Consider the following 24,909-nt stretch of genomic DNA (forward strand, 5'->3'; position numbering starts at 1 on the left):
ATTAACCGCAATCTATTGATAATGATTATCATTATCAATTATAAAAATAATCATATCCAAATGTCATCCGACAGTCAAATATAATTTTTGTGACAAATATGGGAGCTGAGGCAATGCTCAGCTCATTGAAATGTGCGGGCCGTCAGGGTGAAGCGCGAAACGCAAAGCCCTGCTGGCCAAAACAGGAAGAACCGAAATATGTCCTTCTCCTGAAAACTCGCAAAATTCTGTCCGTACGCCTTTTTCAGCCAAAGCGGACAGCCGCTCGTAAAGCTCCTTCGCGTTATCGTTCATTCGGCATTTATGATGCTTTTCCAATTCTCCTGCCGCTAGCAGAATATTGACAGGCTGCTCGTTTTTCTTTAAACAGGAAGCGAAACGCTCAGCTTCCTTTTCAATAAATGGTTTGTTCCAATGAATGGACGGACTGCCTGCGATATACGTTTGGAATGCATCCGGTTTCGTTAAGAGCACCTGCAAAACGAAGAGCCCGCCAAGAGAGTGGCCAAAGATTGTTTGTCTGTTTCTGTCAATCTCATAATCTTGTTCAATCTCTGGTTTGAGGTCCTCTTCAATAAATCTTAAAAAGTCCCCCGCTCCTCCATGCTCCGGCCATTCTTTGCCGTCAGGCCTTACCGGCAGCTCCGAGGAAGACGTAGGCATTGTAAAATCCCGGTGGCGCGCAGAAGAAAACGGTTCTATTGTGTCATAGCCAATACCGACAATCACAGCGGGAATTACCCCTGTTTTCTCAGGACGGCGCCCCTGTACCCGAACAGCTTCCGACATTGTACCGAAGATAGAATTGGCGTCGAGCAGATAAATAACCGGATAACCAGAAGGCGGCGGCTCCGTGCTCGGCTTTGAGATAAAGATTTGATAGCCGCGGCTGCCATTGCGTGAAGACATTTTACGCACTTCCGTTCCCGGAATGGTAAATGCGTTGCAGGTCCCGCCTTTAGCCCCATCTGTATTTTTCTCAATCATGCAGTACGACATTCCTCTCTGTTAAAGCTGGCTGCATTTATGATAATGATTTTCACTATCAACTAGACAACTCAAATAATAGGTTTTCTGGCAAACAAAGTCAACTTTTTCCTTAATAAAAAAGGCACCTTCTCTAAATAAGGTACCTGATGACTAGCAATATGGAAATAAAAACCTGAAAAAGGTGCTGATTATACCGCATTCACTAGAACTTTAATCCCATGTAAATCTCTGATTCTTCCAAGGGTCGCCTCTCATATGATAGCCGTTCTGCTCCCAAAAACCGGGATGATTTTCTTTCGTAAATTGGATGCCGCGCAGCCACTTAGCGCTTTTCCAAAAATACAAATGAGGAAACACTCCCCGCAGCGGGAAGCCGTGTTCAGGCGTTAAAGGTTCGCCGTTATGCGCATAAGCGAGCAGTGATGTTTCAGCCAAAAAGTCATCAAGCGGCAGATTTGTCGTCCAGCCCTCTTCCGCGTGTAAAATGACATAGCCCGCCTCTTCTTTTACACCGGCTTTCTCCGCAATATCCCGTGTACTTACCCCCTGCCAAACGTTATCAAGCCGCGACCAGCCGGTTACGCAATGGATGTCATTTTCCGATTCGCACTGAGGAAAGGCTTTTATATCTTCAAAGCTTAAAAGCATCGGATGATCAACCAATCCGTATACTTGCAAATTCCACTTCGTCATATCCTCATAATACGGAACGTTTCCCGTATGAAGCACAGGAAACGAAGTCGTCACATTTTGATTGGGCGGCACTCTTCCTGACTGATCGGCCTGTTTTATTCTTCCGAAATACACGTAAACCCTCCTTTTGTTAACCTAAATGATATTCATGTTGACAATCATTCGGATCTTTATTACTCTATGATTGTGTATGTAAACCTAAGGGGGAACAACGATGAAACAACATAAACTTCGTGCGGGTGATATGGCGCTGATCGGCATGTTCGCCGCACTTATGGCTGTCGGCGCCAACATTACATCAGTCGCGCCCTTTTTGCAAGTTGCCGGCATTCCGCTGTCGATGCAGCCGTTTTTCTGCCTCTTGGCGGCTCTGCTTCTCGGCAGCAAACGCGCTGCTATCGCAATGCTTGTATATGCGCTTGTCGGATTGGCCGGGGCACCAGTGTTCGCTCAGTTTTCCGCGGGCTTCGCACCATTTGCAGGTAAAAGCGGCGGCTTCATTATCTCATACATTCCGGCAGCATTTGCAGCTGGATGGTTAGTAGAACGCAAAATCCAGCCAAGTAAGATCCGTTTTCTGCTTGCTTCTTTTACCGGAACGGCCATTATGTATATCATCGGCACCACCTATATGTATCTTGCGCTGAAGCTGTGGATTCATACACCGATGAGCTACAGCACGGTTTGGGGCTTTATGACTTGGTTTATGGTAAAAGACACGGTGCTGGCTGTGCTGCTGTCGTTTATCGCACCTGCGATCTACCGCTCTATACATAAAGCAACCGGCTTTAACAGACATCAAATATCGTCCACTTAAAAACCGTTCCAATGAGCGGTTTTTTAAAATGATAAACGAAAAAGGCTCTCCCGTTAAGGAGAGCCTTTTTTCTATAAGACAAGCGCCGCAATCCAGCCAAAAATAACAAGCGGAATGTTATAAAAGATAAATGTCGGCACACAAGTGTCCCAAATGTGGTGATGCTGTCCGTCCGCACTCAGACCTGAAGTCGGCCCAAGTGTACTGTCGCTGGCAGGTGAACCGGCATCACCAAGCGCGGCAGCCGCTCCGATAATCGCAATCGTTGCCATCGGGCTGAATCCGAGCTGCATACATAGAGGCACAAAGATCGTTGTGATCACCGGAATCGTTGCAAAAGATGAGCCGATTCCCATAGTAATCAGCAATCCGACAATCAGCATCAGCAATGCGCCCATTGACTGGCTGTGCCCAATAATACCAGCTGATGTTTTGACCAATGACTCGACATCTCCAGTTTTTGTCAAGACATTTGAGAATCCGGCTGCAACAAGCATAACAAATCCGATAAAGGCCATTAATACCATACCGTCAGTAATCAATGAATCCGCCTCGTCACGTTTCATTACACCGCTGACAAACAGGATAATCAGGCCGGCCAGCGCCCCCATAATCATCCCTTCTACTCCCAAGGTCTGCGATAAATAAAGCTGGACGCCGAGTGACACTACAATGGCGAGAACCGCGATTCCCAGACTTTTTTTCGTATATGGAGATGGTTTCACACCTGAGATTTCTTTTGTTTCATACACTTTTGGTTTGCGATAAACGATTACTGATAAAATCAAACCGACAACCATGCCTGCAACCGGTATGATCAGCGCGTACGGAATATCGCCAAGCGGAACGTTTAAACCCGCATCAGCCATGTTGTCCTTCAGCATGCCTTGGAAAATCTGGCCGAAGCCGACAGGCAGCAAAATATAAGGAGCCGTTAAGCCGAACGTAATCACACATGCAATCAGCCTGCGGTCCATTTCAAGCTCATTAAAGATTTTCAAAAGCGGCGGTATCAGCACAGGAATAAATGCGATGTGAACCGGTACCACGTTTTGCGAAAAACAAGCTACGATTAAAATAATCAGTACAATGAGCACTTTAGACAGTGCCTTTTTTCGTGTATCTTCTTTATTTCCAATTAATTTCACAGAAGCTTCCACCATAGCATCCGGAAGACCTGTTTTCGTTAAAGCCGCAGCAAACGCACCTAGCATAGCGTAGCTGACTGCAACGGTGGCATTTCCGCCGAGCCCCTCTGTAAAGGCTTTAACCGTTTCACCAAGGCCGAGTCCTCCTGTTAAGCCGCCGGCCAAGGCACCTATGATTAAAGCAATAACTATATTGACACGCAGAAGGCTTAAGACAAGCATAAGCAGTACTGCGATGACGACTGCATTCATGATACCCCTCCAAAAATCCTTTAGTTTGCTAATGTAGTAGATAAATAAAGTACGAACGTATCGTATCATATCATAACACTTTAGTCAACTAAAGATTTTGGAGGAGAAAAACCCTGCCGCGAAATCGCAGCAGGGCTGTATTTGTTATGCTTTTGTGTGTTCTTCCGCTGTAAATCTTTCTGCCAGCGTAGCCAGTGTCCTTGCCATGACGCCGGTTGCACCGGACGGACCGAAGCAGCTTGTTTTACTTGAAGTTGCTGTGCCTGCAATATCAAGATGGACCCAAGGTGTCGTTTCAGCAAACTCACCAAGAAACGTTCCTGCCATAATCGCATGGCCTTCTCGTCCCGGTGAATTGTTTAAATCTGCCATTTGGCTGTTTTTCACACGTTTTTTATCCTTTTCTGTAATCGGCAGCTGCCAGATGGCCTCACCACACTCTTCCGCAGCTTCAGCCACCTGCTGATAAAAGCTCTCGTTATTTGTCATGGCGCCGGTTGTTTCTGTGCCCAATGCCACAACAACGCCGCCAGTGAGTGTTGCCACATCAACAAGAACAGACGCGCCATGCTGTTTCGCATATGTAAGGCCGTCTGCAAGCACAAGCCTTCCTTCTGCATCCGTATTAAGGATTTCAATCGTTTTTCCGCTTAATGACACGATGACATCGTCAGGCTTCATCGCCCCGCCTGAAATCATGTTGTCGGTTGACGGAATGACAGCCAGCACATTTTGCTCTGGACGAAGTTCGCCGATCGTTTCCATAGCACCAAGGACCGCTGCCGCTCCTCCCATATCGGATTTCATGCCGACAATTCCTGTTTTGGTTTTAATAGAGTAACCGCCTGTGTCAAAGGTAATTCCTTTTCCGACAAGTCCGATAACATTTTCCCATTCCTTTTTGCCCTGATACTTCAAGACAATCATTTTGGGCGGTTCGGCAGAGCCTTGGTTTACCGCAAGGATTCCGCCCATACCGAGCTCTTCCATATCCGATTTCTCCAATATTTCACACTCAAAATCATATTTCGCCGCAAGCTCGGACGCATATGAAGCCAGGTCAGTTGCTGTCAGCATATTTCCCGGCATATTCACAAGCGTTCTTGCCGAATTTGTGCCCTGCCCGTATGCCTGGCCGACAAGAAGCCCGGCCTGCACTTCTTGTGTATCTTCATCTGTGACGACATAGATGGATTCAAGCTGTTTATCCGGCTCATTTGATTTGTGCTTATAATCCTGCACCTCATAAGAAGCAAGCAGGCAGCTCTCAGCTAATGCGTGAGCGGCATCCGCTGCGGGCACTTCTTCACAAATAAATGTGTCAAGCAGTACGGCAGCCTCTTGTTTCCTGTCTTTATGAATGGCTTGAAAAACATGGGCAAAGCTTTCCTTCGCCTCTTCAAATGAATAATTCGCCTCCCTTCCCAAACCGACAAAATAAATACGTTTCATACCAGCGGAGGACGGAGGGAATACTTTTGATACTTGATTCCGTTTGGCAGAGACATCACCGTCTTTCAGAAGCTGAGTCAGATGGCCTTCCAGTTTTTCATCAATTTCCTTTGCTTTGCCTGTCAGCTGACTTTTTTGAAAAAGTCCGACCACTAGGGTTTCAGTATGCTCTAATTGTTGAACCGCATAAAACATAAGGCTTACACTCCTAACGTAATGGGTATTTGTAATGAACAATGGTATAATAGGAAATACATTCTTTCCTTACATTTATTTTATCAAACAACAGACGAAGACCTGCTTTTTTCTTTTGTAACACGAAAGATTTTCATATAGAAAGGATGTCGCCTATGGAATTTTTTATGAATTTTCCTTTATTATCAAGCCTTGCTGCCATTATCTTTGCACAAGTCATTAAAGTGCCGATACAATTTATCGTATCCAGAAAACTGGACTGGTCGCTGGTGACAAGTACAGGCGGCATGCCGAGTTCCCATTCCGCGGCTGTGACGGCGCTTTCTACAGGCGTAGCCTTAGAGCATGGATTAGGTTCCTCTCTCTTTGCGGTTTCAGCCATTTTTGCAGTCATTACCATGTTTGACGCAACCGGCGTCAGACGTCATGCCGGCGAGCAGGCAACAGTCATTAATAAGCTTGTGATTGATTTTAACCGTTTTGTGAATGAAGCAAAAGATTTCCCGAAAGCTGAAGAGAAAGAAAAACAAAAAAAGCTGAAAGAGCTTCTCGGCCATCAGCCAATCGAGGTCTTTTTTGGCGGATTGACAGGAATATTATTAACACTGGCACTGGCATATTTTTTTCTGTAAAAAAACAACGCTTCAGCCGCAGCTGGAGCGTTTTATTCTTTCACGGTTTTGTATTGATTTCTGAACACCTGCAATGATTTTGTTTCATTAAGCTTTACCAGTTCATCCTCAGTGACTTTTCCGGTGCCCTTCTTAATTACATACACATCTAGGGTTTTTTTGCCCCATTCATTGTAGACATCATGAACCGTTTCAAAGTACAAATCAATGCGGTTTCCCTTGATGGCCGATCCTGTGTCCGCAACGACGCCCAAACCGTAGTTCGGGATGAATAAAATGGTGCCGATCGGAAAAACGGATGGATCGGCGGCAACCGTAGAGTATAAATCTCTTTTCACTTTAACACCTGAATATGTAAGCCCGTATAATGGATCTCCAGGCTTTTTACCCGTCGATTCGACTCCCGCTGTGTAGCCTGTAGCCGTTACTTTCCGTGCCGGATATTCGTCCCAGTCAAAGGCTTTTTCCAATGATTTGTCTTTTGCTTTGTCTGCAGCGGACATCGTTTTTTCGTGTTTCTGCTGCAATGCTTTTAACGTCAGTCCAGTATTCTTCGAGTGCTTCTCATTATTTTCTTGCACCCATTTTGATAAGTCCTTCGCCTCTACTCCTGATACGGCTAAATATGTCGTGGCAAACGCGAGCAGAAATAAACAGGTCATCAGCAAACGTCTGAGCATTTTCAACATTATTCACCTCTCCTCCGAATCATTGTTCCCACATAGCGGGAACAATATTCAAAATGGTGAATGTGCTGAAGGCACAAAAAAAGCTTTCTTTAGAAAGAAAGCCGCATTAAAACATCTGATATCCTCTTTTTCTGAGCATGTTGATCGCTATACCTGATACAATGGCGCCGGCCAGACCGCTGGCTAAAATCAATACATCTGCAGCAGCTAACGATACGACTCTCTGAAACAGGCCGGCAAAGGATTCGCCTGGTGATTGAATATAGCTGATCAGCTTTTCCTTACTGATAATGAAAAGGCATACAATTGGATAAATCACAGCCATAATCCAGGACATTCTCAGCAGCATGTTTAATAAGAAACCGATTCCAAAAAACAAAACAAAAAATAAAACAATTGAGATGATAACGACTGGCAGACTAATCAAAACCCCACCCCCTGCGTTACTTTTAGTGTACCGCGGGGGCTTTTAAAAAGTCAACGGCTGGAAAATGAAGGACTGTCTTTACCTGTCCCCTGACATGACGGACAAGTTTCTGAACCGCCGAGGATTAATTGAAAATACCCTTTCCCTGAGCAAAACGGGCATGCCTGTGAAGTGGTTGTCGTTGCGGTTTTCATCTTAGCATCACCTTTTTCTTAATTTTCAGATAATAATACCATATCAAGCTGTCAATGATAAAGTCAGATCATGTGACAAATCTTTTGATGTAAGCGGAAACATTTTTATTTTGCTCTTGTTCTCTTTTTATTTTGGCGTTTTTTAATAAAACAAAACCCGCGGAGCGCGGGTTTTTAGAAAAACTTAAATTTGCCTTTTTTCAGTGTGAGTCCGAGTCCGCCGATTAAAAACAGCGAACGGTTATCGATGACTTTTTTCATAAAAGAAGCCGGGGTGCCTTTCAGTTTTCTTCCGTACACGACTCCGACCGCATTATGCTCGCCGAGAGAAGCCACCGTTCCTTTTATGTCAGGTTTGAATTCTTCAAGCTCGCCGCCCTTAATGAGTTTTGCAATGTTTTTAGCGACCGTAGTTCCCTGCTGCATCGCGATTTGGGCGGTCGGCGGATAAGGACGGTCAGTGTCTTCATTGATAAACAGCGAGCTGTCGCCGAGAATAAACACGTTGTCATGTCCGGGCGCGCGAAGATCAGGATTGACTTTCACCCGGCCGCGCATATTTTCAAAGCCGGCTTCTTCAACAATCGGATGTCCGCGGACACCTGCTGCCCACACCACTGTTTGCGATTTGATTTGCTCTGGTTCCTCATCTTTTTTGCCGACTGTGACTCCTTCTGCAGTACACTCTTGAACCGCCGTGCCGATTTTAAACTCAACGCCATTCTCCTCAAGATAGTGAACAGCATAATCGACAAGCTCGGGATCAAAGCCCGGCAATACGGTCGGCGCTGCTTCTACACAGATAATGCGTACAAGACTTCTGTCAACGTCATACTCCTTGCAGAGCTCCGGCACACGGGCAGCCAGTTCGCCAAGGAATTCAATACCCGTAAATCCGGCTCCTCCGACAACGATTGTTAACCTGTCCGGCCGTTTTTCAGCTTCAATGTTGTAAGTCGCAAATTGCAGCTCAATATGTTCCCGTAGCACACGAGATGTATTGATATTGGCGATCGGAAACGCAAATTCTTTTAAGCCTTTAATGCCGAACGTTTCAGGTACCGCTCCGAGGCCGATAACTAAATAATCGTACTGCAGCTCCCCATTGGCAAGCACCACTTTCTTCTCGTCTATTTTGATTGCCTTCACGGTATCCTGTACAAAATTGACACGTGACTGGTTAATTACATCTTTTATCTGATAACGGCAGCGGTCATGATGGAGCGTGCCGGCGCTCGCTTCGTGCATCCATGTTGTTTCATAATGATAATTGTGTTTATTCACAAGCGTAATATCAGCATCATTCGGACCGACATGCTTCGTCAGCCTTGTCACTGTCATCAATCCGCCATAACCTGCACCTAAAATCACGATTTTGGGCTTATTCAATGCCATCACATCCACCTTCTCTTTTTTTTGCTGTTAGACGCATATAAAAATCATCATTTGTGTTATCTTCAGCTTATTGGCAGGATTTTATGAAATATATTGAAAAGTTTTTTTGTGAAGTCCACACCCATAGCACTACTATCATGTTTATCCGGCTGGTTCATGAAACATTCAGAAAAAAGATGAATTCATTTTTTTCTTATCGTATCGGCCTGCGGGCATATGATCAAGAATGAATGCGCATACAATGTACCGCGAATTTTTCTGCTGACTCGTCAATTTTAAGAGCAATATGGTATAATTAATAACAATTTTCATTTAGGAGGCAATTTTCGTATGCGAGAGGATACAAAGGTTTATGATATTACCATTATAGGCGGGGGACCGGTCGGCTTATTCACCGCTTTTTACGGAGGCATGAGACAGGCAAGCGTCAAAATTATCGAAAGCCTGCCTCAGCTTGGCGGACAGCTTAGCGCCCTGTACCCTGAGAAATATATATATGACGTAGCAGGATTCCCGAAAATCCGCGCCCAAGAGCTAGTGAACAACTTAAAAGAGCAAATGGCGAAATTCGACCAAACCATTTGTTTAGAGCAGGCGGTTGAATCTGTTGAAAAACAAGCAGACGGCGTGTTTAAGCTTGTGACAAACGAAGAAACCCATTACTCTAAAACGGTCATCATCACTGCAGGAAACGGCGCATTCAAACCAAGAAAGCTCGAGCTTGAAACAGCTGAACAATACGAAGGCAAAAACCTTCACTACTTCGTTGATGATTTACAAAAATTCGCCGGCCGACGCGTTGCGATTCTGGGCGGAGGAGATTCAGCGGTTGACTGGGCACTTATGCTTGAGCCAATTGCAAAAGAAGTTTCCATCGTTCACCGCCGCGATAAATTCCGCGCGCATGAGCACAGTGTGGAAAACCTTCACGCATCTAAGGTGAATGTCCTGACACCATTTGTTCCGGCGGAGCTCATCGGAGAAGACAAAATCGAGCAGCTTGTGCTTGAGGAAGTGAAAGGCGAGCGCAAAGAGATTTTAGAAATCGACGACTTAATCGTCAACTACGGCTTCGTCTCATCTCTTGGACCGATCAAAAACTGGGGACTTGAAATTGAGAAAAACTCCATTGTTGTCAAATCTACAATGGAAACAAACATCGAAGGCTTCTTCGCAGCAGGTGACATTTGCACATACGAAGGAAAAGTCAATCTGATTGCAAGCGGCTTCGGCGAAGCACCGACAGCTGTTAACAACGCGAAAGCTTATATGGATCCGAAAGCTCGCGTACAGCCGCTGCACTCTACAAGTCTTTTTGAAAATAAGTAATAAAAAAAGGAGTTTGTGTCAATGTGACACAGCTCCTTTTTTATTTAAAGATATTGATATAATTCATCGCAGTTCCAATAACCAGCGCAATCACAAGAGCTGCTACAATCCAGATCGTAGTCATGATAATGCGGTCTTGGATCTTTTGGGACTTCGGTGGTTTTTCTTCGCTTTGAGTCATCTCCATTCGCTCCTTTCACATGTCCATGTCATAAAGAAAGCCTGGTGCTGAAAGACCAAGCTTTGCTGAACGTATATAATTTCGTTTTTATCCGCATTCTAAGTCCACTCAATTAAAACTATCATACCCAAACTCACAGTGCATGACAAGCTTCGGCACTTGCACTCACCTGTAAGCGAATAAAACGTTTGACATCCTAAATAAAACAGAGTACATTATACAAGGCGAACATTTAATATATTTTTATTATAAATATTCGTATTTAGGAGTGGATTCTATGGAAAACGTGTTTGATTACGAAGATATTCAGCTAATTCCTACAAAATGCATTGTGAACAGCCGTTCTGAGTGTGACACATCCGTACGGTTAGGCGGACGTACATTTAAATTGCCCGTCGTTCCTGCCAATATGCAGACGATCATAGATGAGAAACTTGCGGTTTCATTAGCCGAAAACGGCTACTTTTATGTGATGCACCGCTTTGAACCTGAAAAACGGATTGATTTTATAAAGGACATGAACGCACGCGGATTATTCTCTTCTATCAGCGTCGGGGTCAAAGATGAGGAATATGAATTTGTCCGTCACCTGGCAGAACAAAATCTGGCACCTGACTACGTGACCATCGACATCGCTCACGGACATTCCAATGCCGTCATTGAGATGATTCAGCACCTCAAAAAGCATCTTCCGGACAGCTTTGTCATCGCGGGTAATGTCGGAACACCGGAAGCGGTTAGAGAGCTCGAAAATGCCGGAGCGGATGCCACAAAAGTCGGTATTGGACCGGGAAAAGTATGTATAACGAAAATTAAAACCGGCTTCGGCACAGGCGGATGGCAATTAGCCGCGCTGCGCTGGTGCGCAAAAGCCGCCAGCAAACCGATTATTGCTGATGGCGGAATCCGCACCCATGGCGACATCGCAAAATCAATCCGATTCGGCGCCACCATGGTCATGATCGGCTCACTATTTGCCGGACACGAGGAATCACCGGGACAAACCATTGAAAAAGACGGAAAGCTCTACAAAGAATACTTTGGCTCAGCCTCTGAATATCAAAAAGGCGAAAAGAAAAATGTCGAAGGCAAAAAAATGCACGTGGAGCATAAAGGCGCAATCATGGATACGCTGACTGAAATGGAACAGGATCTTCAATCTTCTATTTCTTATGCTGGCGGAACTAAGCTGGAGGCTATCCGCAATGTGGATTATGTCATTGTGAAGAATTCGATTTTTAATGGAGATAAGTATTAAAAAAAGCCAAGTCAGCGGTTCGCCGCTTGACTTGGCTTTTTTCTATCATTAGCACTCTTCTGGTTTACCTGCATTCGTCGCTGTTCTGAAAGAAGAACCGCAGCCGCATGAGGCGATGGCGTTTGGATTATCGATGGTAAAGCCGCCGCCAAGCATGGATTGCTTAAAGTCTATAATAGTGCCGTTCATGATATCAAGGCTTTCTTTGTCAACGAGAACAGTAATGCCGTGCTCCTCAAACATACTGTCTGCTTCGCTTTTTTCATGCTCAAAGCCCATTCCGTATGAAAGGCCGCTGCAGCCGCCGCCTTTAACGCCGACGCGCAGAAACGCGTTTTCTTCTTCATGCTCTTTCATCATATCTTTTATATGCAAAGCTGCTGCTTCTGTAATTGTTACAGGGTTGCTCATTATGGTGAACCTCCTTTTAAAAACCGGATGTTGTCTTATATTATAAACTTGATGGGCTCATTTCTCAAACTAGCTGTTTTATAAAAAATAGACGCCCTCACAAACAGTCTCCGCCGGACCTGTCATCATCACATGGCCATTCTCTTTCCAGTTAATGACCAGATCTCCGCCCGCCAAATGAACCGTAATGTCTTCATTTTGTTTTGATACACCGTTTAAAACAGATGCGACAGCTGCTGCACATGCGCCTGTACCGCATGCCTGTGTGATGCCTGATCCCCGTTCCCACACGCGGAAGTGCAGTTCATGTTCATTCACGGTTTCCACAAACTCGACATTCACACCTTCCGGAAATCTAGGATCTTTCTCAATCACCGGCCCCAGTGTCGTCAGCGGTGCCTGTTCAATATCGGCAATCGGAAAAACAATATGCGGATTGCCCATGGAAACCGCGGTGCCTTTTAGTTCAGCTTCGCCAAATGTCATTGCTTCATTAATGGTTTGCTCCTCACCGCCGCCAAGCATCGGAAGCTCGGCTTTTGTCAGACGAGGTTCACCCATATCGACAGTGACAACATTCACCTTTCCGTTTTCAACTTGAACCTCCGCTTTCACAAGTCCGGAGAGGGTTTCAATCAGAAATGATGTTTCCTCAACCAGCTTATGCTCATACGCGTATTTTGCAACGCAGCGCAGGCCGTTGCCGCAGTTTTTCCCTTCGGATCCGTCATTATTAAAAATCCGCATTTTGACAGGCGCTTGATCTGAAGGGCATATGAGGATCATTCCGTCGGAGCCGATCCCTGTATAAACGGAAGACACCTGAATCGCTATTTCAGACAGTTGTTCTTCCGGCAGTTGTTCTTCAAATTGATTCACGTATATATAGCTGTTTCCAAGACCGTGCATTTTGGTAAATCGAAATGAGTTCATAGATGCCTCCAACTTTTTCTCTTTTTCTTAGTATAAAAGCTATTATAAACGGACACAATACAATTATCCCCCGTTTTTCATACATAAAAGCTCCTTGCAATGACGCAAGGAGCTTTTATCTTTTATATGAACATGCCGGCAATAGCCGCGCTCAGCAGATTGGCTAATGTTCCCGCTAGAACCGCCTTCAACCCAAGGCGTGCGATATCTGAGCGGCGGCTTGGCGCTAAACCGCCAAGCGTACCGAGCATAATCGCAATCGAGGAGAAATTTGCGAATCCGCATAACGCAAAGCTGATAATCGTAGCGGTTTTTTTAGAAAACTCGCCGATGTGCGGACCGAAGTTAGAATAAGCGACAAACTCATTCAGCACTAATTTCTGGCCGACAAAGCTTCCAGCATGCAACGCTTCATGCCATGGCACACCAATCAAAAAGGCGATTGGAGAAAACACATAGCCGAGAAGAGATTCTAATGTGACATCTTTTAAACCGAACAAGCCGAAAACACCGCCGAGAATACCGTTGACCACGGCGATTAATGCCACGAAGGCAAGCAGCATCGCACCAACGTTCAGCGCAATTTGCAGACCTGTTGACGCACCCTTTGCAGCCGCGTCAATTACATTGGCCGCTCCTTCGCCTTCATCCATTTTGAAATCGCCTTTTACTGTTTGCGGCGTTTCCGTTTCAGGAATGATTAATTTCCCGAAAACCAGACCCGCGGGAGCAGCCATGAAGCTCGCCGCAAGCAAGTATTCAATCGGAATACCGAGAAGGGCGTAGCCAAACAAAGTCGAACCCGCAACAGCCGATAGACCGCTCGTCATAATTGTAAACAGTTCAGAGCGCGTCAGCCCTGCAATGAGGGGCCTGATCACCAAAGGAGATTCCGATTGCCCTACAAAAATATTAGCAGCAGCCGCAAGAGATTCCGTCTTGCTTGTCCCAAGAAGCTTCGACAATCCGCCGCCGATCACACGAAAAATGAGCTGCATGATTTTTAAATGATATAAAACTGCGATCAGTGCTGAAAAAAAGATGATGACAGGCAGTACACTTAAAGCAAACGCCGGGCTCTCGCCGACTTTTAAAAGCGGCCCAAATATGAAACTGATGCCTTCATTCGCATAATCAATCAGAAGCTGTACACGGCTTGAAAACCATAAAAAAACAGCGCGTCCCGCTTCCCATTTCAACACGATGTATCCAAACGCCACCTGTATACATAAACCAACGATGACGGTTCTTATTCTAATATTGCTTTTCTTTTCTGAAAATAAAAACGCGATGGCGATTATTCCAACTGCGCCAAGCAGTCCCCACAGAACATTCATGAATACACCTACACCTCTTAAAATTTATTTAAAACAAATCTTTTATACGATAACAATAATATTTTTTGATGTCTACACATTTTTTCAGTCCTTTTGTACAGCAAAATAAAAAAGGGCCTGTCTCAGGCCCTTTTCTTCAAAACATTGGGTTTTCTTCAATAAATGTATATATATTCTCAACAAGCTCAGCAGGTGTTTCACCCGTAACGACTTCTCCGTTTACTAAAGCGAATAGTGATTCCATACATTTCCCGCAATAGCTTAAACAGCCGTATTCAAGAACATCCAGATTCGGATCTTTCTCTAAAATCGCTCGGGCTTCCTGAGAGCCGTGAGCCAGATTGCTGACACAAAATTCAATCATTGGATTCATGCGATTTCACCTCACATATGAACATTATCGCGAATTTTTCACTATTCGTCAAAGACAACGAACACTTCAAAATTTATTATCGTAACATATCATTTCTTAAATAACGTTTTACTAATTTGCGTTTTAAGGCTAATTTGTAGGTTATTTTGAAACTAATATTGTGATTTTAGATCAAATTCGATATAATTCTAGATGTTATTTTACAAAGTTCGTATTTTCCATCAATGTATCTATCATACTCTTCGGGTTAAAGGGGAATTCAAATGAAAAAATTGGTCTTGATCGGCGGAGGTTACGGAAACATGCGTGTTCTTCATCGCTTATTGCCCAACCAGCTGCCTCATGATGTTTCAATCACGTTAATTGACAGAAATCCTTATCACTGCTTAAAAACAGAATATTATGCCCTTGCCGCAGGCACAATTTCTGACCACCATATCAGAGTGACGTTCCCAGAGCACCCTCGCCTGGATGTCGAGTACGGCGATATTTCTTCAATTGATATTGCACAAAAACAAGTGCTGTTCCATGACCGCGAACCGATTTCTTACGATGACGCAGTGATCGGGCTCGGCTGCGAGGATAAATATCATAACGTGCCGGGAGCGCCTGAATTCACCTACAGCATTCAAACCATCGATCAGTCCCGCGAAACCTATCAAAAGCTGAATAACTTAAGCGCCGAAGCGACTGTTGCCATTGTCGGAGCAGGCCTAAGCGGCGTTGAACTTGCAAGTGAGTTAAGAGAAAGCCGTGACGATCTGAACATTATTTTGTTTGACCGCGGAGATCTCATTTTATCAAGCTTTCCCGAACGTTTGAGCAAATATGTGCAAAAATGGTTCGAAGAGCACGGTGTCCGCATTATTAACAGGGCAAATATCACAAGAGTAGAAGAAGGCGTTGTATATAACCACGATGACGCAATTTCCGCAGACGCCATCGTATGGACAGCCGGCATACAGCCGAATAAAGTCGTCAGAGACTTGGATGTGGAAAAGGACGCACAAGGCCGTGTCGTGTTAACGCCTCATCACAATGTCCCGGGTGATGAACATCTGTATGTTGTCGGAGATTGCGCCAGCCTTCCTCACGCACCGAGTGCCCAGCTGGCAGAAGCTCAAGCAGAACAGATTGTCCAAATATTGCAAAAACGCTGGAATGGTGAAGCCCTTCCTGAATCAATGCCTCAATTTAAGCTGAAAGGCGTTTTAGGTTCACTCGGGAAAAAAGCCGGCTTCGGACTTGTTGCTGACCGTCCGCTGATCGGCCGTGTTCCGCGTTTGCTGAAATCCGGCTTGCTCTGGATGTACAAACACCATAACGGATAATAGCAGAACCGCTGATGAAGTCAGCGGTTTTCTGTGTAACCGTATCTCTCCATTTCCTCATATACATCCTTCAACTTTGGATTGCCTTCTCCGACAATTTTATTCTCTACGAGGACGAGCGGATAAAAATATTCGTCATTTCTGATTTTTTCCGCAAGCTGTTTTACGTTTTCGACATCTGGCGGCTCGTAAATGTCGATGTATTGCATTTCAAAAGGCTGATTCGGATATTTTCTTTTCAGCGCAGCCTCAAGCCATTCATATGTATCTTTAGCTGTCGGCATATTGACACAGCTTGCACAAACGGTTTCTGCCCCGTATACGCTGAGCATGACTGTTTTTGTCATTGATAAGTGCCCCCATTTCTCTGTGTTACATTCTTTCTATTAAGTATACAGAGACAAAAGACGTTTTTATAGAAAAAAACCGTTTTTGTGTTCAAGTCTGAATGTGCTATAATAATGGAAGCAATTCTGCAAACCAAACAATAGATTTTTATTGTTACACTGAATATAATGGTTTTATGACGATGAAAGGAGCGAATGTCATGACTGAAGTTGAAATGAAAGAACAGGTGCAGGAAGTACTGGACAAACTTCGTCCGTTTTTACTTCGTGACGGCGGTGACTGTGAGCTTGTAGACGTTGATGAAGGTATTGTTAAGCTTCGTCTTCTAGGCGCGTGCGGCAGCTGCCCAAGTTCAACAATTACGCTGAAAGCCGGAATTGAACGCGCTCTTCTTGAAGAAGTGCCGGGTGTAATTGAAGTAGAACAAGTCTTTTAATAAAGCAGCCAGGCTGATATTTGATCAGCCTGGCTTTTTTTATGAGAGATATTGGTCAAACCATGAGCTTATATAGGCCAGGCGCTTGATCCGCTGTCCCGGGTGTCCGCTGCGTGACAGATTATGCGACGCTTTCGGAAAACGGACCAGCACAGTTTCCTTGTCCATTTTTTTTAAGGCAATAAAAAGCTGTTCAGCCTGTTCAATCGGACACCGGTCATCACGTTCGCCATGGAGAATTAAAAGAGGCGTCTCCACGTTTGCCGCATATTTTAAAGGGGAACGGTCCCACAGCTTTTCTGTATCAGTAAACATGTCATGCTCAAGCTGCCAGTCCGTGAAAAAATAGCCGATATCACTAACGCCGTGAAAGCTGAGCCAGTTTGAAATCGAACGCTGGGTGACAGCTGCTTTAAAACGATTTGTATGCCCCACGATCCAGTTGGTCATAAAGCCTCCGTAGCTTCCGCCTGTGACGCCTATCCGCTCGGCATCAATCTGCGGGTCTCTTGTAATCGCCTCATCCACTGCCTGCATCACATCCAGATAGTCTTTACCGCCGTAATCCCCTCTGACTGCATTCACAAATTCCTGTCCGTAGCCATGACTTCCTCTTGGATTTACATAAACCACTGCATATCCTTTCGCCGCCAGCACCTGTAATTCGTGAAAATATGTATGCCCGTACATCATATGCGGACCGCCATGTATATTGAGAATAAGCGGATATTGTTTGCCCTCTGCAGCCTGAGCAGGTTTCATCAGCCAGCCGTTCACTGTCATCCCGTCTTCTGTCACATATTGAATGTCTTCAGGTAACGAAATGAGGTGCTCATCAACAAACTTGTCATTCGCATCAGTCAGCCGTTTTTCTTCCTGTCCAAGCGGAATGCTGTATAACTCACTAGGTCTGTCGGGCTTTGTCACACTGGCAATAAAGCTTTCTTCGTCAGGGTGCATGGAAAAGCTGTTGATATATTCTTTTTCTAACCGAATCGGGTATACGAGTCCTTCTATAGAAACATAATAGATTCCCGTGCTGCCTTGTTCTGTACCGATGACATAAAACCCTTGGCTGTCTTTCGTCCAAACCGGACGCTGTTCAGCACCTCCGATCAATGAATCCCCAATCAGCGCATCGGCTAAGTGAACGTCCAGCATATCAGTGAGACACAACAGGCGGTCTTGTTCTAGATCATAAAGCCACGCTTTTTCTAGCGTTGCATTCCGATATTCCTGTTCATGTCCAAGCAAAGCAAGATACCTTCCGTCCGGTGAAAATGAGCTTGGTCCGAATGAGCCGCGATGAGAGGTAATCAGCTTGAGATCTTCAGTCTCCAGCGACAACATGCAAACATCATGAGGTTTTCTGGCATCATCCGTTTCAGTCATATTAGCCGAAAAAACGAGAGATTTGCCGTCAGGAGAAAAAGCCGGGTCGAAGTGATCAGCTTTTTCGTTAGTCAGCTGTTTGACCTCACCAGACTTCACGCTGACAAGCACAAGCTGTGCATACGCGCCTCTCGTCAGCCCTTTTCCGTCCCGTTTATAGGCTAAACCATGCACTTCAACCGGTTCAAAGCTGTCGGGTTCCGTTTTCTCTTGATCATAAACACTTTCACCATCTCCAAGACTGACCGTGACAAGAACTGACTCTCCATCCGGAGACCATACCGGCTGAGAGACGCCATACGGAATATCAGTCAGTTTTTTGGCCTCACCGCCTTCAGCGCTCATCATATAAAGCTGAGACACATCGCCATCACGGTCAGAAACAAATGCAATCTGGCGTCCGTCTGGAGACCATCTAGGATCAGTGCTCCGCTTTTCTCCGTATGTCCAAGGGGAGGACGTCCCGCTATCCGCATCATATACCCATATATTTGAAGTATATGAGTCTTTCTCTTTGTTTGCTTGTGACTTCACATAAGCCACACGCTTGCCGCCCGGAGCGTATTGAGGGTCCGTCACCGAGACAATGGCTGTCATATCTTCGGCGGTCATCAGTTTTTTCATATCATTCTCCTCCTTTTTACATGTATTTCGTTTTTCTAAATAAAAATCCCTTTATATCATGAAGAAAAAAAGCGTTCCTCTGCTGACGCTGAGGAACGCTTGGAATGCTCTATACACTTTTCATTTGATAGAAAGGATTTCGCTCTATTATACTTCCCTCTTTCGGAACGGTCAAAGCATCGACTTCACAATGCGGGAAATGAAGTGCGAGCTGCTCTTTCAGCGCATCCCCTTTTCCTTTTTCGGTCATGACGAGAATCGTCGGGCCCGCTCCGCTGAGAGCAGTTCCATAAGCGCCTTTCATCTCGGCAACATGCTCCACTTTAGACAACTCTGGGACTAGCATCGCCCGATACGGCTGATGGAACATATCTTTTCTCATGATTTTTCCGACGAGCGGCCAATCCTTTGACATGATGGCCGCGATGAGAATGTTGCTGACAGCACTGGCTTTTACAGCGTCCGCATAGAGAAACTCTGTCGGAAGCACGTCTCGCGCGTCTCTTGTCAGCACCTCGTAAAAAGGAATGACAACCACAACATCAATGTCGGCATCCGGCACACGGATCATTTGTGTCTCGTCGTCTTCATGCAGCCCGATCACAAGCCCGCCGACGAGAGAAGCGCCTGCATTGTCCGGATGTCCTTCTTCAAGGCTGGCTAAATGCAGCTTGTCCGCTTCGGAGAGCTTTAACCCGCATAATTCGTCAGCCAGTTCTATAGCCGCCACTATAGCCGCAGCACTGCTGCCAAGACCACGTGCAAGCGGGATGTCGCTCCACACTTTCACATGTACAGGTGGCATTTCTTTTCCGTACATATCTGCCGTCCGTTTAGCCACTTGATAGATCATATTATCTGTACCCGCCGGAATTCCGGCGACTGTTTCTGTTTCAGCTTCAAAAGACCATTGATCGCTTTCAAAGACGGTCAGCTTTAAATATCTGCTGAGCGCCATTCCGACTGAATCAAAGCCGGGGCCTAGGTTAGCTGTGCTTCCGGGAACAGTGACAGAGAACAGCATGTCGGCATCGTTCATACACGAGCCGCTCCTTTTAAGTATTCGAGGATGCTGTCTTCATCAGTCGGCAGGGTGACCGGCTTCATTTCAGAAATGTCGACCGCTGTGTTCGGGTCTTTCAGCCCGTTCCCTGTTAACACAGCCACAACCTTGCTGCCTTTCGGAATTTCTCCGGATTTTACTTGTTTCAGCACACCTGCAATAGATGCGCAGGAGCCCGGTTCTGCAAACACGCCTTCTTCACGGGCAATCAGCTGATACGCATGAAGAATTTCATCGTCAGTGACTTCGTCAATTTTTCCATTGGACTCCTCAGCCGCTTTTACAGCTTTATCCCAGCTTGCTGGGTTTCCGATACGAATCGCTGTTGCCACTGTTTCCGGATTTTCAATGACTTCGTTGCGGACGATCGCAGCTGCCCCTTCCGCTTCAAAACCGCGCATTTTCGGAAGGCCAGTGCCGTTTTTCTCATGATATTCTTTGAAGCCCTTCCAGTACGCTGTGATGTTTCCCGCGTTTCCGACCGGAATCGCCAAAACGTCCGGGGCTTCGCCCAGCTGTTCGCACACTTCGAAGGCAGCTGTTTTTTGGCCTTCAATACGGTAAGGGTTGACCGAGTTGACAAGCGCGATCGGTGATTTTTCGCAAATTGAGCGGACAATTTTAAGCGCATCGTCAAAGTTGCCATCGATCGCAATGATTTCAGCTCCGTACATGACTGCCTGAGCAAGCTTGCCAAACGCGATTTTTCCGTTCGGGATGATGACAATACATTTCATATTGGCGCGGGCTGCATAAGCAGCCGCAGCCGCTGATGTATTTCCGGTTGACGCACACATAATCGTGTCGTTGCCTCCTTCTTTCGCCTTTGCCACCGCCATAACCATCCCGCGGTCTTTAAAAGATCCAGTAGGGTTTACGCCTTCTGTTTTGACATGAAGCTCAATCCCGAGCTGTTCAGAAAGCTTCGGCAAATGAATGAGCGGCGTATTGCCTTCATGTAACGTAAGCGCCGGTGTTTGATCCGTTACAGGTAAAAACTCTTTATATTGATGGATAAGTCCTTTCCACATTAGCTTCAACCGTTCCCTTCTACACGATATGTGCTTTTTACTTCTTGAACGACTTCCAAATCATTTAAGTTTTGCAGGATATCACTGAAATCAGCTTCTGATGTATGATGTGTGACGATGACGATTTCTGCTAGCTCATCATGCCCCTTAATCGGCAGCTGAAGGATTTTTTCAAAGCTGACGCCCCGTTCTGAGAACACAGACGTGATTTTCGAGAATGAGCCTACCTCATCCTTCACGTGAATTCTCAAAAATTGCTGTGCGTAAATGTCGGACGGCGACTTCATGTTTTTCTCGTATTGCGGCGCAACAAAGCTGTTGCCGGTTACGCCGAGACGCATGTTTTTCATGACAGCGACCAGGTCAGACACAACTGATGTGGCTGTCGGCATGCTTCCCGCTCCCGGGCCATAGAACATCGTCTCTCCGACAGCTTCGCCATATACGTAGACGGCGTTAAATTCATTATGCACGGCAGAAAGCGGATGATGGTCTGGAAGCAGCGTCGGCTGAACGCTGACTTCAATTTTGCTGCCGTCACGCTGGGCAATCCCGATCAGCTTCATTGTGTAGCCGAGGCGTTTGCTGAAGCTGATATCCTCGTCTGTAATCTGGGAGATCCCCTTCACTTTGACATCTTCCAGATCGACGTTCATTGAGAAGCCGAGACGCGCCAATATTGCCATTTTCCGCGCGGCGTCAAGCCCTTCAACATCTGAAGTCGGGTCAGCTTCGGCAAACCCCAGATCCTGCGCTTCCTTAAGCACATCCTCGTAAGGGCTTTTCTCTTTAATCATTTTTGTTAAGATAAAGTTCGTTGTTCCGTTTACGATTCCCATCATTTTAGTAATCCTGTCTGATGAGAGGCCTTCCTCTAATGTGCGAAGAATTGGAATTCCGCCGGCAACGCTGGCTTCGAAGTAAATGTCACAGCCATTTTCCTTTGCTTCTGCGAGCAGTTCAGAACCGTACACGGCCATTAAATCTTTGTTCGCCGTGACAACGTGTTTTTTCGATCTCAAAGCGTCGAGCAAATATTGTTTTGTCTGCTCAACACCGCCGATGACCTCGATGATGACATCAACATCAGGGTCGTCGATCACATCATATACTTCTGTCGTGAGCGTTTCCTTCGGCAAATCTACTTCTCTTTTTTTCTCTAAATCTTTTACAAGCACTTTTTTTATCGTAATGGGACAGCCAACCTGATGCATCAGCTTATCCTGATGGTCTTGAATAATTTTAACGACACCGCTTCCGACGGTACCTAAGCCCAAAAGCCCTACACGAATTGCTTTCAAAAAAACTCCACCCTTCTTCAGATTGTCCTCTCAAGAGAGACAATTGTTAACTCAACACAGACATATAAGTTACAAATATTATATAAGCCCACTCCTGTTTTGACAAGACAACAATCTGCTGAATTTTGTGAATGTAAACGCTTAATCAATTGATATGACAAGATTCTTTATTTTCTAATTATTTTTGTCAGATTTTCTCCTTCCTTACAAGCCTCCCTTTCCGAGCCAGCTGACAGGGGGAACAAACATATTCTGCGCTCTCATGTTCATAAACTCCTGGGCGGCATTCAGAAATTGTTCATAGCCCGAATCACTGAGAATGTAGTCGAGCTGCTCTTCATAATAGTGCTTTTCCGACTCTGAAGAAATATAGTAGCCTTCCACGATTTCATAGTAATGAAGCGGAAAAAGGAGACGGCTGTACAAAAGACGCTTCGAAAATGAAGACAGCGGTGTGATTTGCTCGTATTCCTGCAAAAAGCGAAAGCCCTGCCGGTTAAAATCATCACGGTGATGCAAAAATGAGTGTCTCATATATTCGGCTAAATCGCGTGCAGCGTGGTCAAATACCCAGTCAGCCGGAATCCTGATAAGGGATTCAGGAGACCACGTATTTCTTTCCATCCGCTGATGGCATATCGTTCCTGAATCAGTTGCTTGCGGTTTGTCATCGAGCTCAGTATCAACTAAATATTGAATCGCGTTTTCTGACAGCCCTAAATAGTATGGAAACGATTCAATCATTTTTTTATCAAAAGGCTCGTGCGGAGGGGTATGAACCTTTCGCTGCCAAAACGCTTCAAGCTGATCAATGCGTTTCCCCCACAGGTCTTTCCACTGCCCGATTCTCCCTGCCTCCTTCACTTCATACGGGTATCCTCTGCCCTTTCGATGAAACTCCGCCAGTTCTGTCCCTATGGAAAATGCACGATTTGAAAAAGGAGGAGCCGCCTTCAGCAGGGCGTACGTTTTTCCCTCATGTTCAAAGGTCAGTTCACCTTCTTTTGTAAAGATAAAAACGGAAACGTATGGGTCACTTTGTTCTTGTAAATACTGACTCATGTAATAAAGCTCCGCCAGCTCCGCATCTGAAAAATGGGAAACGGGAACAATCAAAAAGAAGGAATTCGGTGTTTGAAAGCATTGATACGTATGCTGATACATGGAAAGCTGCCTGATATGAATGCCGTATTTTTCTTTTATTGTGCCTTTCACAATGATCACCTGCCTGTTGAATTAGGGCTCATCACATCGTAGTCATACACAGCCGGAATTATGAATACATATTTTAATCCGACGAAGGAGCAAGAAAAAGTCGTAAACATCTCATACGTTTTGTATAAACTAGTAAAAAAAGATTGGGTGAAGTTGATGTCAGATAAAGAACAAATCAGTCAGATGGAAGCTAAAGCAAGAGAACGGATGAAGGAGCGCGGCGTTGAGGTATCCGATATTGCCGAGCTTGTCTTTTTTCTGCAGAAAAAATATCATCCGGATTTAACCATGGATGAATGCACGTTGAATGTGAATCGGGTCCTCGCAAAACGCGAGGTGCAAAACGCGATTTTAACGGGCATTGAATTGGACGTTCTTGCTGAGCAGAAAAAACTGTCTGAACCGCTGCAAACAATGCTGGAGATAGATGAAAGCCTATATGGAGTAGATGAAGTTCTGGCATTTTCCATCGTGAATATTTACGGGTCCATCGGGTTTACAAACTATGGCTACATCGACAAAGAAAAACCCGGTATCCTCGGCCGTTTGAATGATAAATCAACCGGCGAATGCCATACATTTCTTGATGACATTGTCGGCGCCATTTCCGCTGCGGCCTCCAGCAGGCTCGCACACCGCGCACGGCATACAGAATAAAGGGCACCCTTTTGGGGCGCCCTTTTTTATATATGTTGAATCCACTCAGTCAGAGAATCAATAGCGTGAGTCGGTTTTTCCATATCGTCTGTCATATGCTCTCTTTTCGTTACGCCTGTGTGGACAAGCAGTGTATCCATCCCTGCATTCATGCCTGCCATAATGTCAGTCGCGTAGTTGTCGCCGACCATAAGTGTTTCGGATACATCAGTGCCGAGAACACGCATCGCCTGCTCCATGATGATGGATTCCGGCTTGCCGATAAATACCGGCTGCACGCCTGTGGATACCGTTAACACAGAGGTCAGTGAACCATTGCCCGGCAGGAGGCCTCTTTCAGTCGGTATAGCAATGTCACCGTTTGTGGAAATAAAGCGGGCGCCATTTCTGATTGCGAGGCAGCCAATGGCAAGTTTTTCGTATGTAATCCCGCGGTCAATTCCGACAACAACAAAGTCCGCATCTTCCTCTGCAAAGGTCAGGCCGTTCTCTTCAATCGCCTGGCGAATGCCTTCTTCCCCGATCACATACACAGACGCGTCTTTTTTCTGCTGGGCGATATGCTGGGCAGTCGCCATGCTTGTCGTAAAGACCTGCTCCTCTGTTGCCGGAATGTCAAAAGAGACTAGCTTGTCCGCGACCTGCTTCGGTGTACGGGAAGAGTTGTTTGTTACAAAAAGATAAGGAATGCCGCGGTCTTTCAGCGTTCTGACAAATTCACACGCTTCCTCAATTTTTTCTGTGCCGTTGTACATCGTTCCGTCTAAATCAATTAAATACCCTTTATATGTTTTCATTTTTAACA

The 24,909-nt window shown here is 45.5% G+C and carries 27 protein-coding genes; 7 read left to right on the forward strand and 20 right to left on the reverse strand.

Annotation, left to right across the window (positions count from 1 at the left end):
• Positions 1–117: 117 nt before the first annotated feature.
• Positions 118–987, reverse strand: a complete 870-nt coding sequence (gene besA, locus LJF29_RS13815; protein ID WP_229149112.1) for a ferri-bacillibactin esterase BesA — start codon at positions 985–987, stop codon at positions 118–120.
• 213 nt (positions 988–1,200) lie between these two features.
• Positions 1,201–1,797 carry a sulfite oxidase-like oxidoreductase gene (locus LJF29_RS13820; protein WP_229149113.1) on the reverse strand — a complete coding sequence of 199 codons (597 nt, stop codon included), beginning with the start codon at positions 1,795–1,797 and terminating at the stop codon, positions 1,201–1,203.
• Positions 1,798–1,897: 100 nt separating this feature from the next.
• On the opposite strand from LJF29_RS13820, the gene LJF29_RS13825 reads away from it, so the two are divergent.
• On the forward strand, positions 1,898–2,500 hold the full coding sequence (locus LJF29_RS13825; RefSeq protein WP_229149114.1) for a biotin transporter BioY: 603 nt from the start codon (positions 1,898–1,900) through the stop codon (positions 2,498–2,500).
• Positions 2,501–2,571: 71 nt separating this feature from the next.
• Here LJF29_RS13825 and LJF29_RS13830 read toward each other — a convergent pair whose 3' ends face one another.
• Both LJF29_RS13830 and LJF29_RS13835 read right to left on the reverse strand, forming a co-directional pair.
• Positions 2,572–3,900 (reverse strand): Na+/H+ antiporter family protein, encoded by a 1,329-nt coding sequence (locus LJF29_RS13830; RefSeq protein WP_010331723.1) that lies wholly within the window; start codon positions 3,898–3,900, stop codon positions 2,572–2,574.
• 144 nt (positions 3,901–4,044) lie between these two features.
• Positions 4,045–5,547, reverse strand: coding sequence for a leucyl aminopeptidase (locus tag LJF29_RS13835; RefSeq protein ID WP_229149115.1), 1,503 nt, complete (start codon positions 5,545–5,547; stop codon positions 4,045–4,047).
• Between the two features lie 155 nt (positions 5,548–5,702).
• Here LJF29_RS13835 and LJF29_RS13840 point away from each other — a divergent pair, with 155 nt between their 5' ends.
• Positions 5,703–6,179, forward strand: coding sequence for a divergent PAP2 family protein (locus LJF29_RS13840; RefSeq protein WP_229149116.1), 477 nt, complete (start codon positions 5,703–5,705; stop codon positions 6,177–6,179).
• Between the two features lie 32 nt (positions 6,180–6,211).
• Here LJF29_RS13840 and LJF29_RS13845 read toward each other — a convergent pair whose 3' ends face one another.
• From LJF29_RS13845 to LJF29_RS13860, 4 genes are all read right to left on the reverse strand, one after another.
• On the reverse strand, positions 6,212–6,871 hold the full coding sequence (locus LJF29_RS13845; protein ID WP_229149206.1) for a 3D domain-containing protein: 660 nt from the start codon (positions 6,869–6,871) through the stop codon (positions 6,212–6,214).
• A 103-nt stretch (positions 6,872–6,974) separates the two neighbouring features.
• Positions 6,975–7,295: a YuiB family protein gene (locus LJF29_RS13850; protein WP_010331727.1), complete on the reverse strand. Its 321-nt coding sequence runs from the start codon at positions 7,293–7,295 to the stop codon at positions 6,975–6,977.
• A 50-nt stretch (positions 7,296–7,345) separates the two neighbouring features.
• Positions 7,346–7,489, reverse strand: coding sequence for a YuiA family protein (locus LJF29_RS13855; protein WP_229149117.1), 144 nt, complete (start codon positions 7,487–7,489; stop codon positions 7,346–7,348).
• Positions 7,490–7,663: 174 nt separating this feature from the next.
• Positions 7,664–8,884, reverse strand: a complete 1,221-nt coding sequence (locus tag LJF29_RS13860; protein ID WP_029441137.1) for an NAD(P)/FAD-dependent oxidoreductase — start codon at positions 8,882–8,884, stop codon at positions 7,664–7,666.
• A gap of 330 nt (positions 8,885–9,214) precedes the next feature.
• On the opposite strand from LJF29_RS13860, the gene yumC reads away from it, so the two are divergent.
• On the forward strand, positions 9,215–10,213 hold the full coding sequence (gene yumC / locus LJF29_RS13865) for a ferredoxin--NADP reductase 2 (RefSeq protein WP_010331730.1): 999 nt from the start codon (positions 9,215–9,217) through the stop codon (positions 10,211–10,213).
• A gap of 40 nt (positions 10,214–10,253) precedes the next feature.
• Here the strand turns inward: yumC and LJF29_RS13870 are convergent, their stop codons facing one another.
• Entirely contained in the window at positions 10,254–10,394 is a 141-nt protein-coding gene (locus LJF29_RS13870) for a hypothetical protein (protein WP_010331731.1), read from the reverse strand.
• Positions 10,395–10,671: 277 nt separating this feature from the next.
• Between LJF29_RS13870 and guaC the strand changes: the two genes are divergently transcribed.
• Complete coding sequence (gene guaC / locus LJF29_RS13875; RefSeq protein WP_229149118.1) at positions 10,672–11,652, forward strand: GMP reductase; 981 nt, start codon at positions 10,672–10,674, stop codon at positions 11,650–11,652.
• 48 nt (positions 11,653–11,700) lie between these two features.
• On the opposite strand, the gene LJF29_RS13880 is transcribed toward guaC, so the two are convergent.
• The 4 genes from LJF29_RS13880 to LJF29_RS13895 all read right to left on the reverse strand — a co-directional run bounded on the left by LJF29_RS13880 (position 11,701) and on the right by LJF29_RS13895 (position 14,706).
• A complete protein-coding gene (locus LJF29_RS13880; RefSeq protein WP_010331733.1) occupies positions 11,701–12,063 on the reverse strand; it encodes a HesB/IscA family protein in 363 nt (120 codons plus the stop codon).
• A 78-nt stretch (positions 12,064–12,141) separates the two neighbouring features.
• Positions 12,142–12,996 (reverse strand): diaminopimelate epimerase, encoded by an 855-nt coding sequence (gene dapF / locus LJF29_RS13885; protein ID WP_229149119.1) that lies wholly within the window; start codon positions 12,994–12,996, stop codon positions 12,142–12,144.
• A gap of 122 nt (positions 12,997–13,118) precedes the next feature.
• Entirely contained in the window at positions 13,119–14,333 is a 1,215-nt protein-coding gene (locus LJF29_RS13890) for a NupC/NupG family nucleoside CNT transporter (RefSeq protein WP_229149120.1), read from the reverse strand.
• Between the two features lie 136 nt (positions 14,334–14,469).
• A complete protein-coding gene (locus LJF29_RS13895; RefSeq protein ID WP_010331736.1) occupies positions 14,470–14,706 on the reverse strand; it encodes a YuzB family protein in 237 nt (78 codons plus the stop codon).
• Between the two features lie 263 nt (positions 14,707–14,969).
• Here LJF29_RS13895 and LJF29_RS13900 point away from each other — a divergent pair, with 263 nt between their 5' ends.
• Positions 14,970–16,037 carry an NAD(P)/FAD-dependent oxidoreductase gene (locus tag LJF29_RS13900; protein ID WP_010331737.1) on the forward strand — a complete coding sequence of 356 codons (1,068 nt, stop codon included), beginning with the start codon at positions 14,970–14,972 and terminating at the stop codon, positions 16,035–16,037.
• Between the two features lie 20 nt (positions 16,038–16,057).
• On the opposite strand, the gene LJF29_RS13905 is transcribed toward LJF29_RS13900, so the two are convergent.
• Positions 16,058–16,384 (reverse strand): YuzD family protein, encoded by a 327-nt coding sequence (locus LJF29_RS13905; protein ID WP_010331738.1) that lies wholly within the window; start codon positions 16,382–16,384, stop codon positions 16,058–16,060.
• Positions 16,385–16,485: 101 nt separating this feature from the next.
• Here LJF29_RS13905 and LJF29_RS13910 point away from each other — a divergent pair, with 101 nt between their 5' ends.
• The gene (locus tag LJF29_RS13910; RefSeq protein ID WP_173400510.1) at positions 16,486–16,821 is read left to right on the forward strand and encodes a NifU family protein; all 336 of its coding nucleotides are present in this window, start codon (positions 16,486–16,488) and stop codon (positions 16,819–16,821) included.
• A 39-nt stretch (positions 16,822–16,860) separates the two neighbouring features.
• Here LJF29_RS13910 and LJF29_RS13915 read toward each other — a convergent pair whose 3' ends face one another.
• The 5 genes from LJF29_RS13915 to yutH all read right to left on the reverse strand — a co-directional run bounded on the left by LJF29_RS13915 (position 16,861) and on the right by yutH (position 23,450).
• Complete coding sequence (locus LJF29_RS13915; protein ID WP_229149121.1) at positions 16,861–18,837, reverse strand: alpha/beta hydrolase family protein; 1,977 nt, start codon at positions 18,835–18,837, stop codon at positions 16,861–16,863.
• Positions 18,838–18,946: 109 nt separating this feature from the next.
• Positions 18,947–19,876, reverse strand: coding sequence for a homoserine kinase (thrB, locus tag LJF29_RS13920; protein ID WP_229149122.1), 930 nt, complete (start codon positions 19,874–19,876; stop codon positions 18,947–18,949).
• On the reverse strand, positions 19,873–20,931 hold the full coding sequence (gene thrC / locus LJF29_RS13925) for a threonine synthase (protein ID WP_229149208.1): 1,059 nt from the start codon (positions 20,929–20,931) through the stop codon (positions 19,873–19,875). The genes thrB and thrC overlap by 4 nt, the downstream gene beginning before the upstream one ends.
• Positions 20,932–20,936: 5 nt before the next feature.
• Positions 20,937–22,232 (reverse strand): homoserine dehydrogenase, encoded by a 1,296-nt coding sequence (locus LJF29_RS13930; RefSeq protein ID WP_229149123.1) that lies wholly within the window; start codon positions 22,230–22,232, stop codon positions 20,937–20,939.
• A 204-nt stretch (positions 22,233–22,436) separates the two neighbouring features.
• On the reverse strand, positions 22,437–23,450 hold the full coding sequence (gene yutH / locus LJF29_RS13935) for a spore coat putative kinase YutH (RefSeq protein WP_029441126.1): 1,014 nt from the start codon (positions 23,448–23,450) through the stop codon (positions 22,437–22,439).
• 153 nt (positions 23,451–23,603) lie between these two features.
• Here yutH and LJF29_RS13940 point away from each other — a divergent pair, with 153 nt between their 5' ends.
• Positions 23,604–24,104, forward strand: a complete 501-nt coding sequence (locus tag LJF29_RS13940) for a phosphatidylglycerophosphatase A (protein WP_024122730.1) — start codon at positions 23,604–23,606, stop codon at positions 24,102–24,104.
• A 26-nt stretch (positions 24,105–24,130) separates the two neighbouring features.
• Here LJF29_RS13940 and nucF read toward each other — a convergent pair whose 3' ends face one another.
• Complete coding sequence (gene nucF / locus LJF29_RS13945) at positions 24,131–24,901, reverse strand: 5' nucleotidase NucF (RefSeq protein WP_168748664.1); 771 nt, start codon at positions 24,899–24,901, stop codon at positions 24,131–24,133.
• Positions 24,902–24,909: the final 8 nt, after the last annotated feature.

This window comes from Bacillus sp. LBG-1-113, from assembly GCF_020708615.1.
GTDB classification, from domain to species: domain Bacteria; phylum Bacillota; class Bacilli; order Bacillales; family Bacillaceae; genus Bacillus; species Bacillus mojavensis.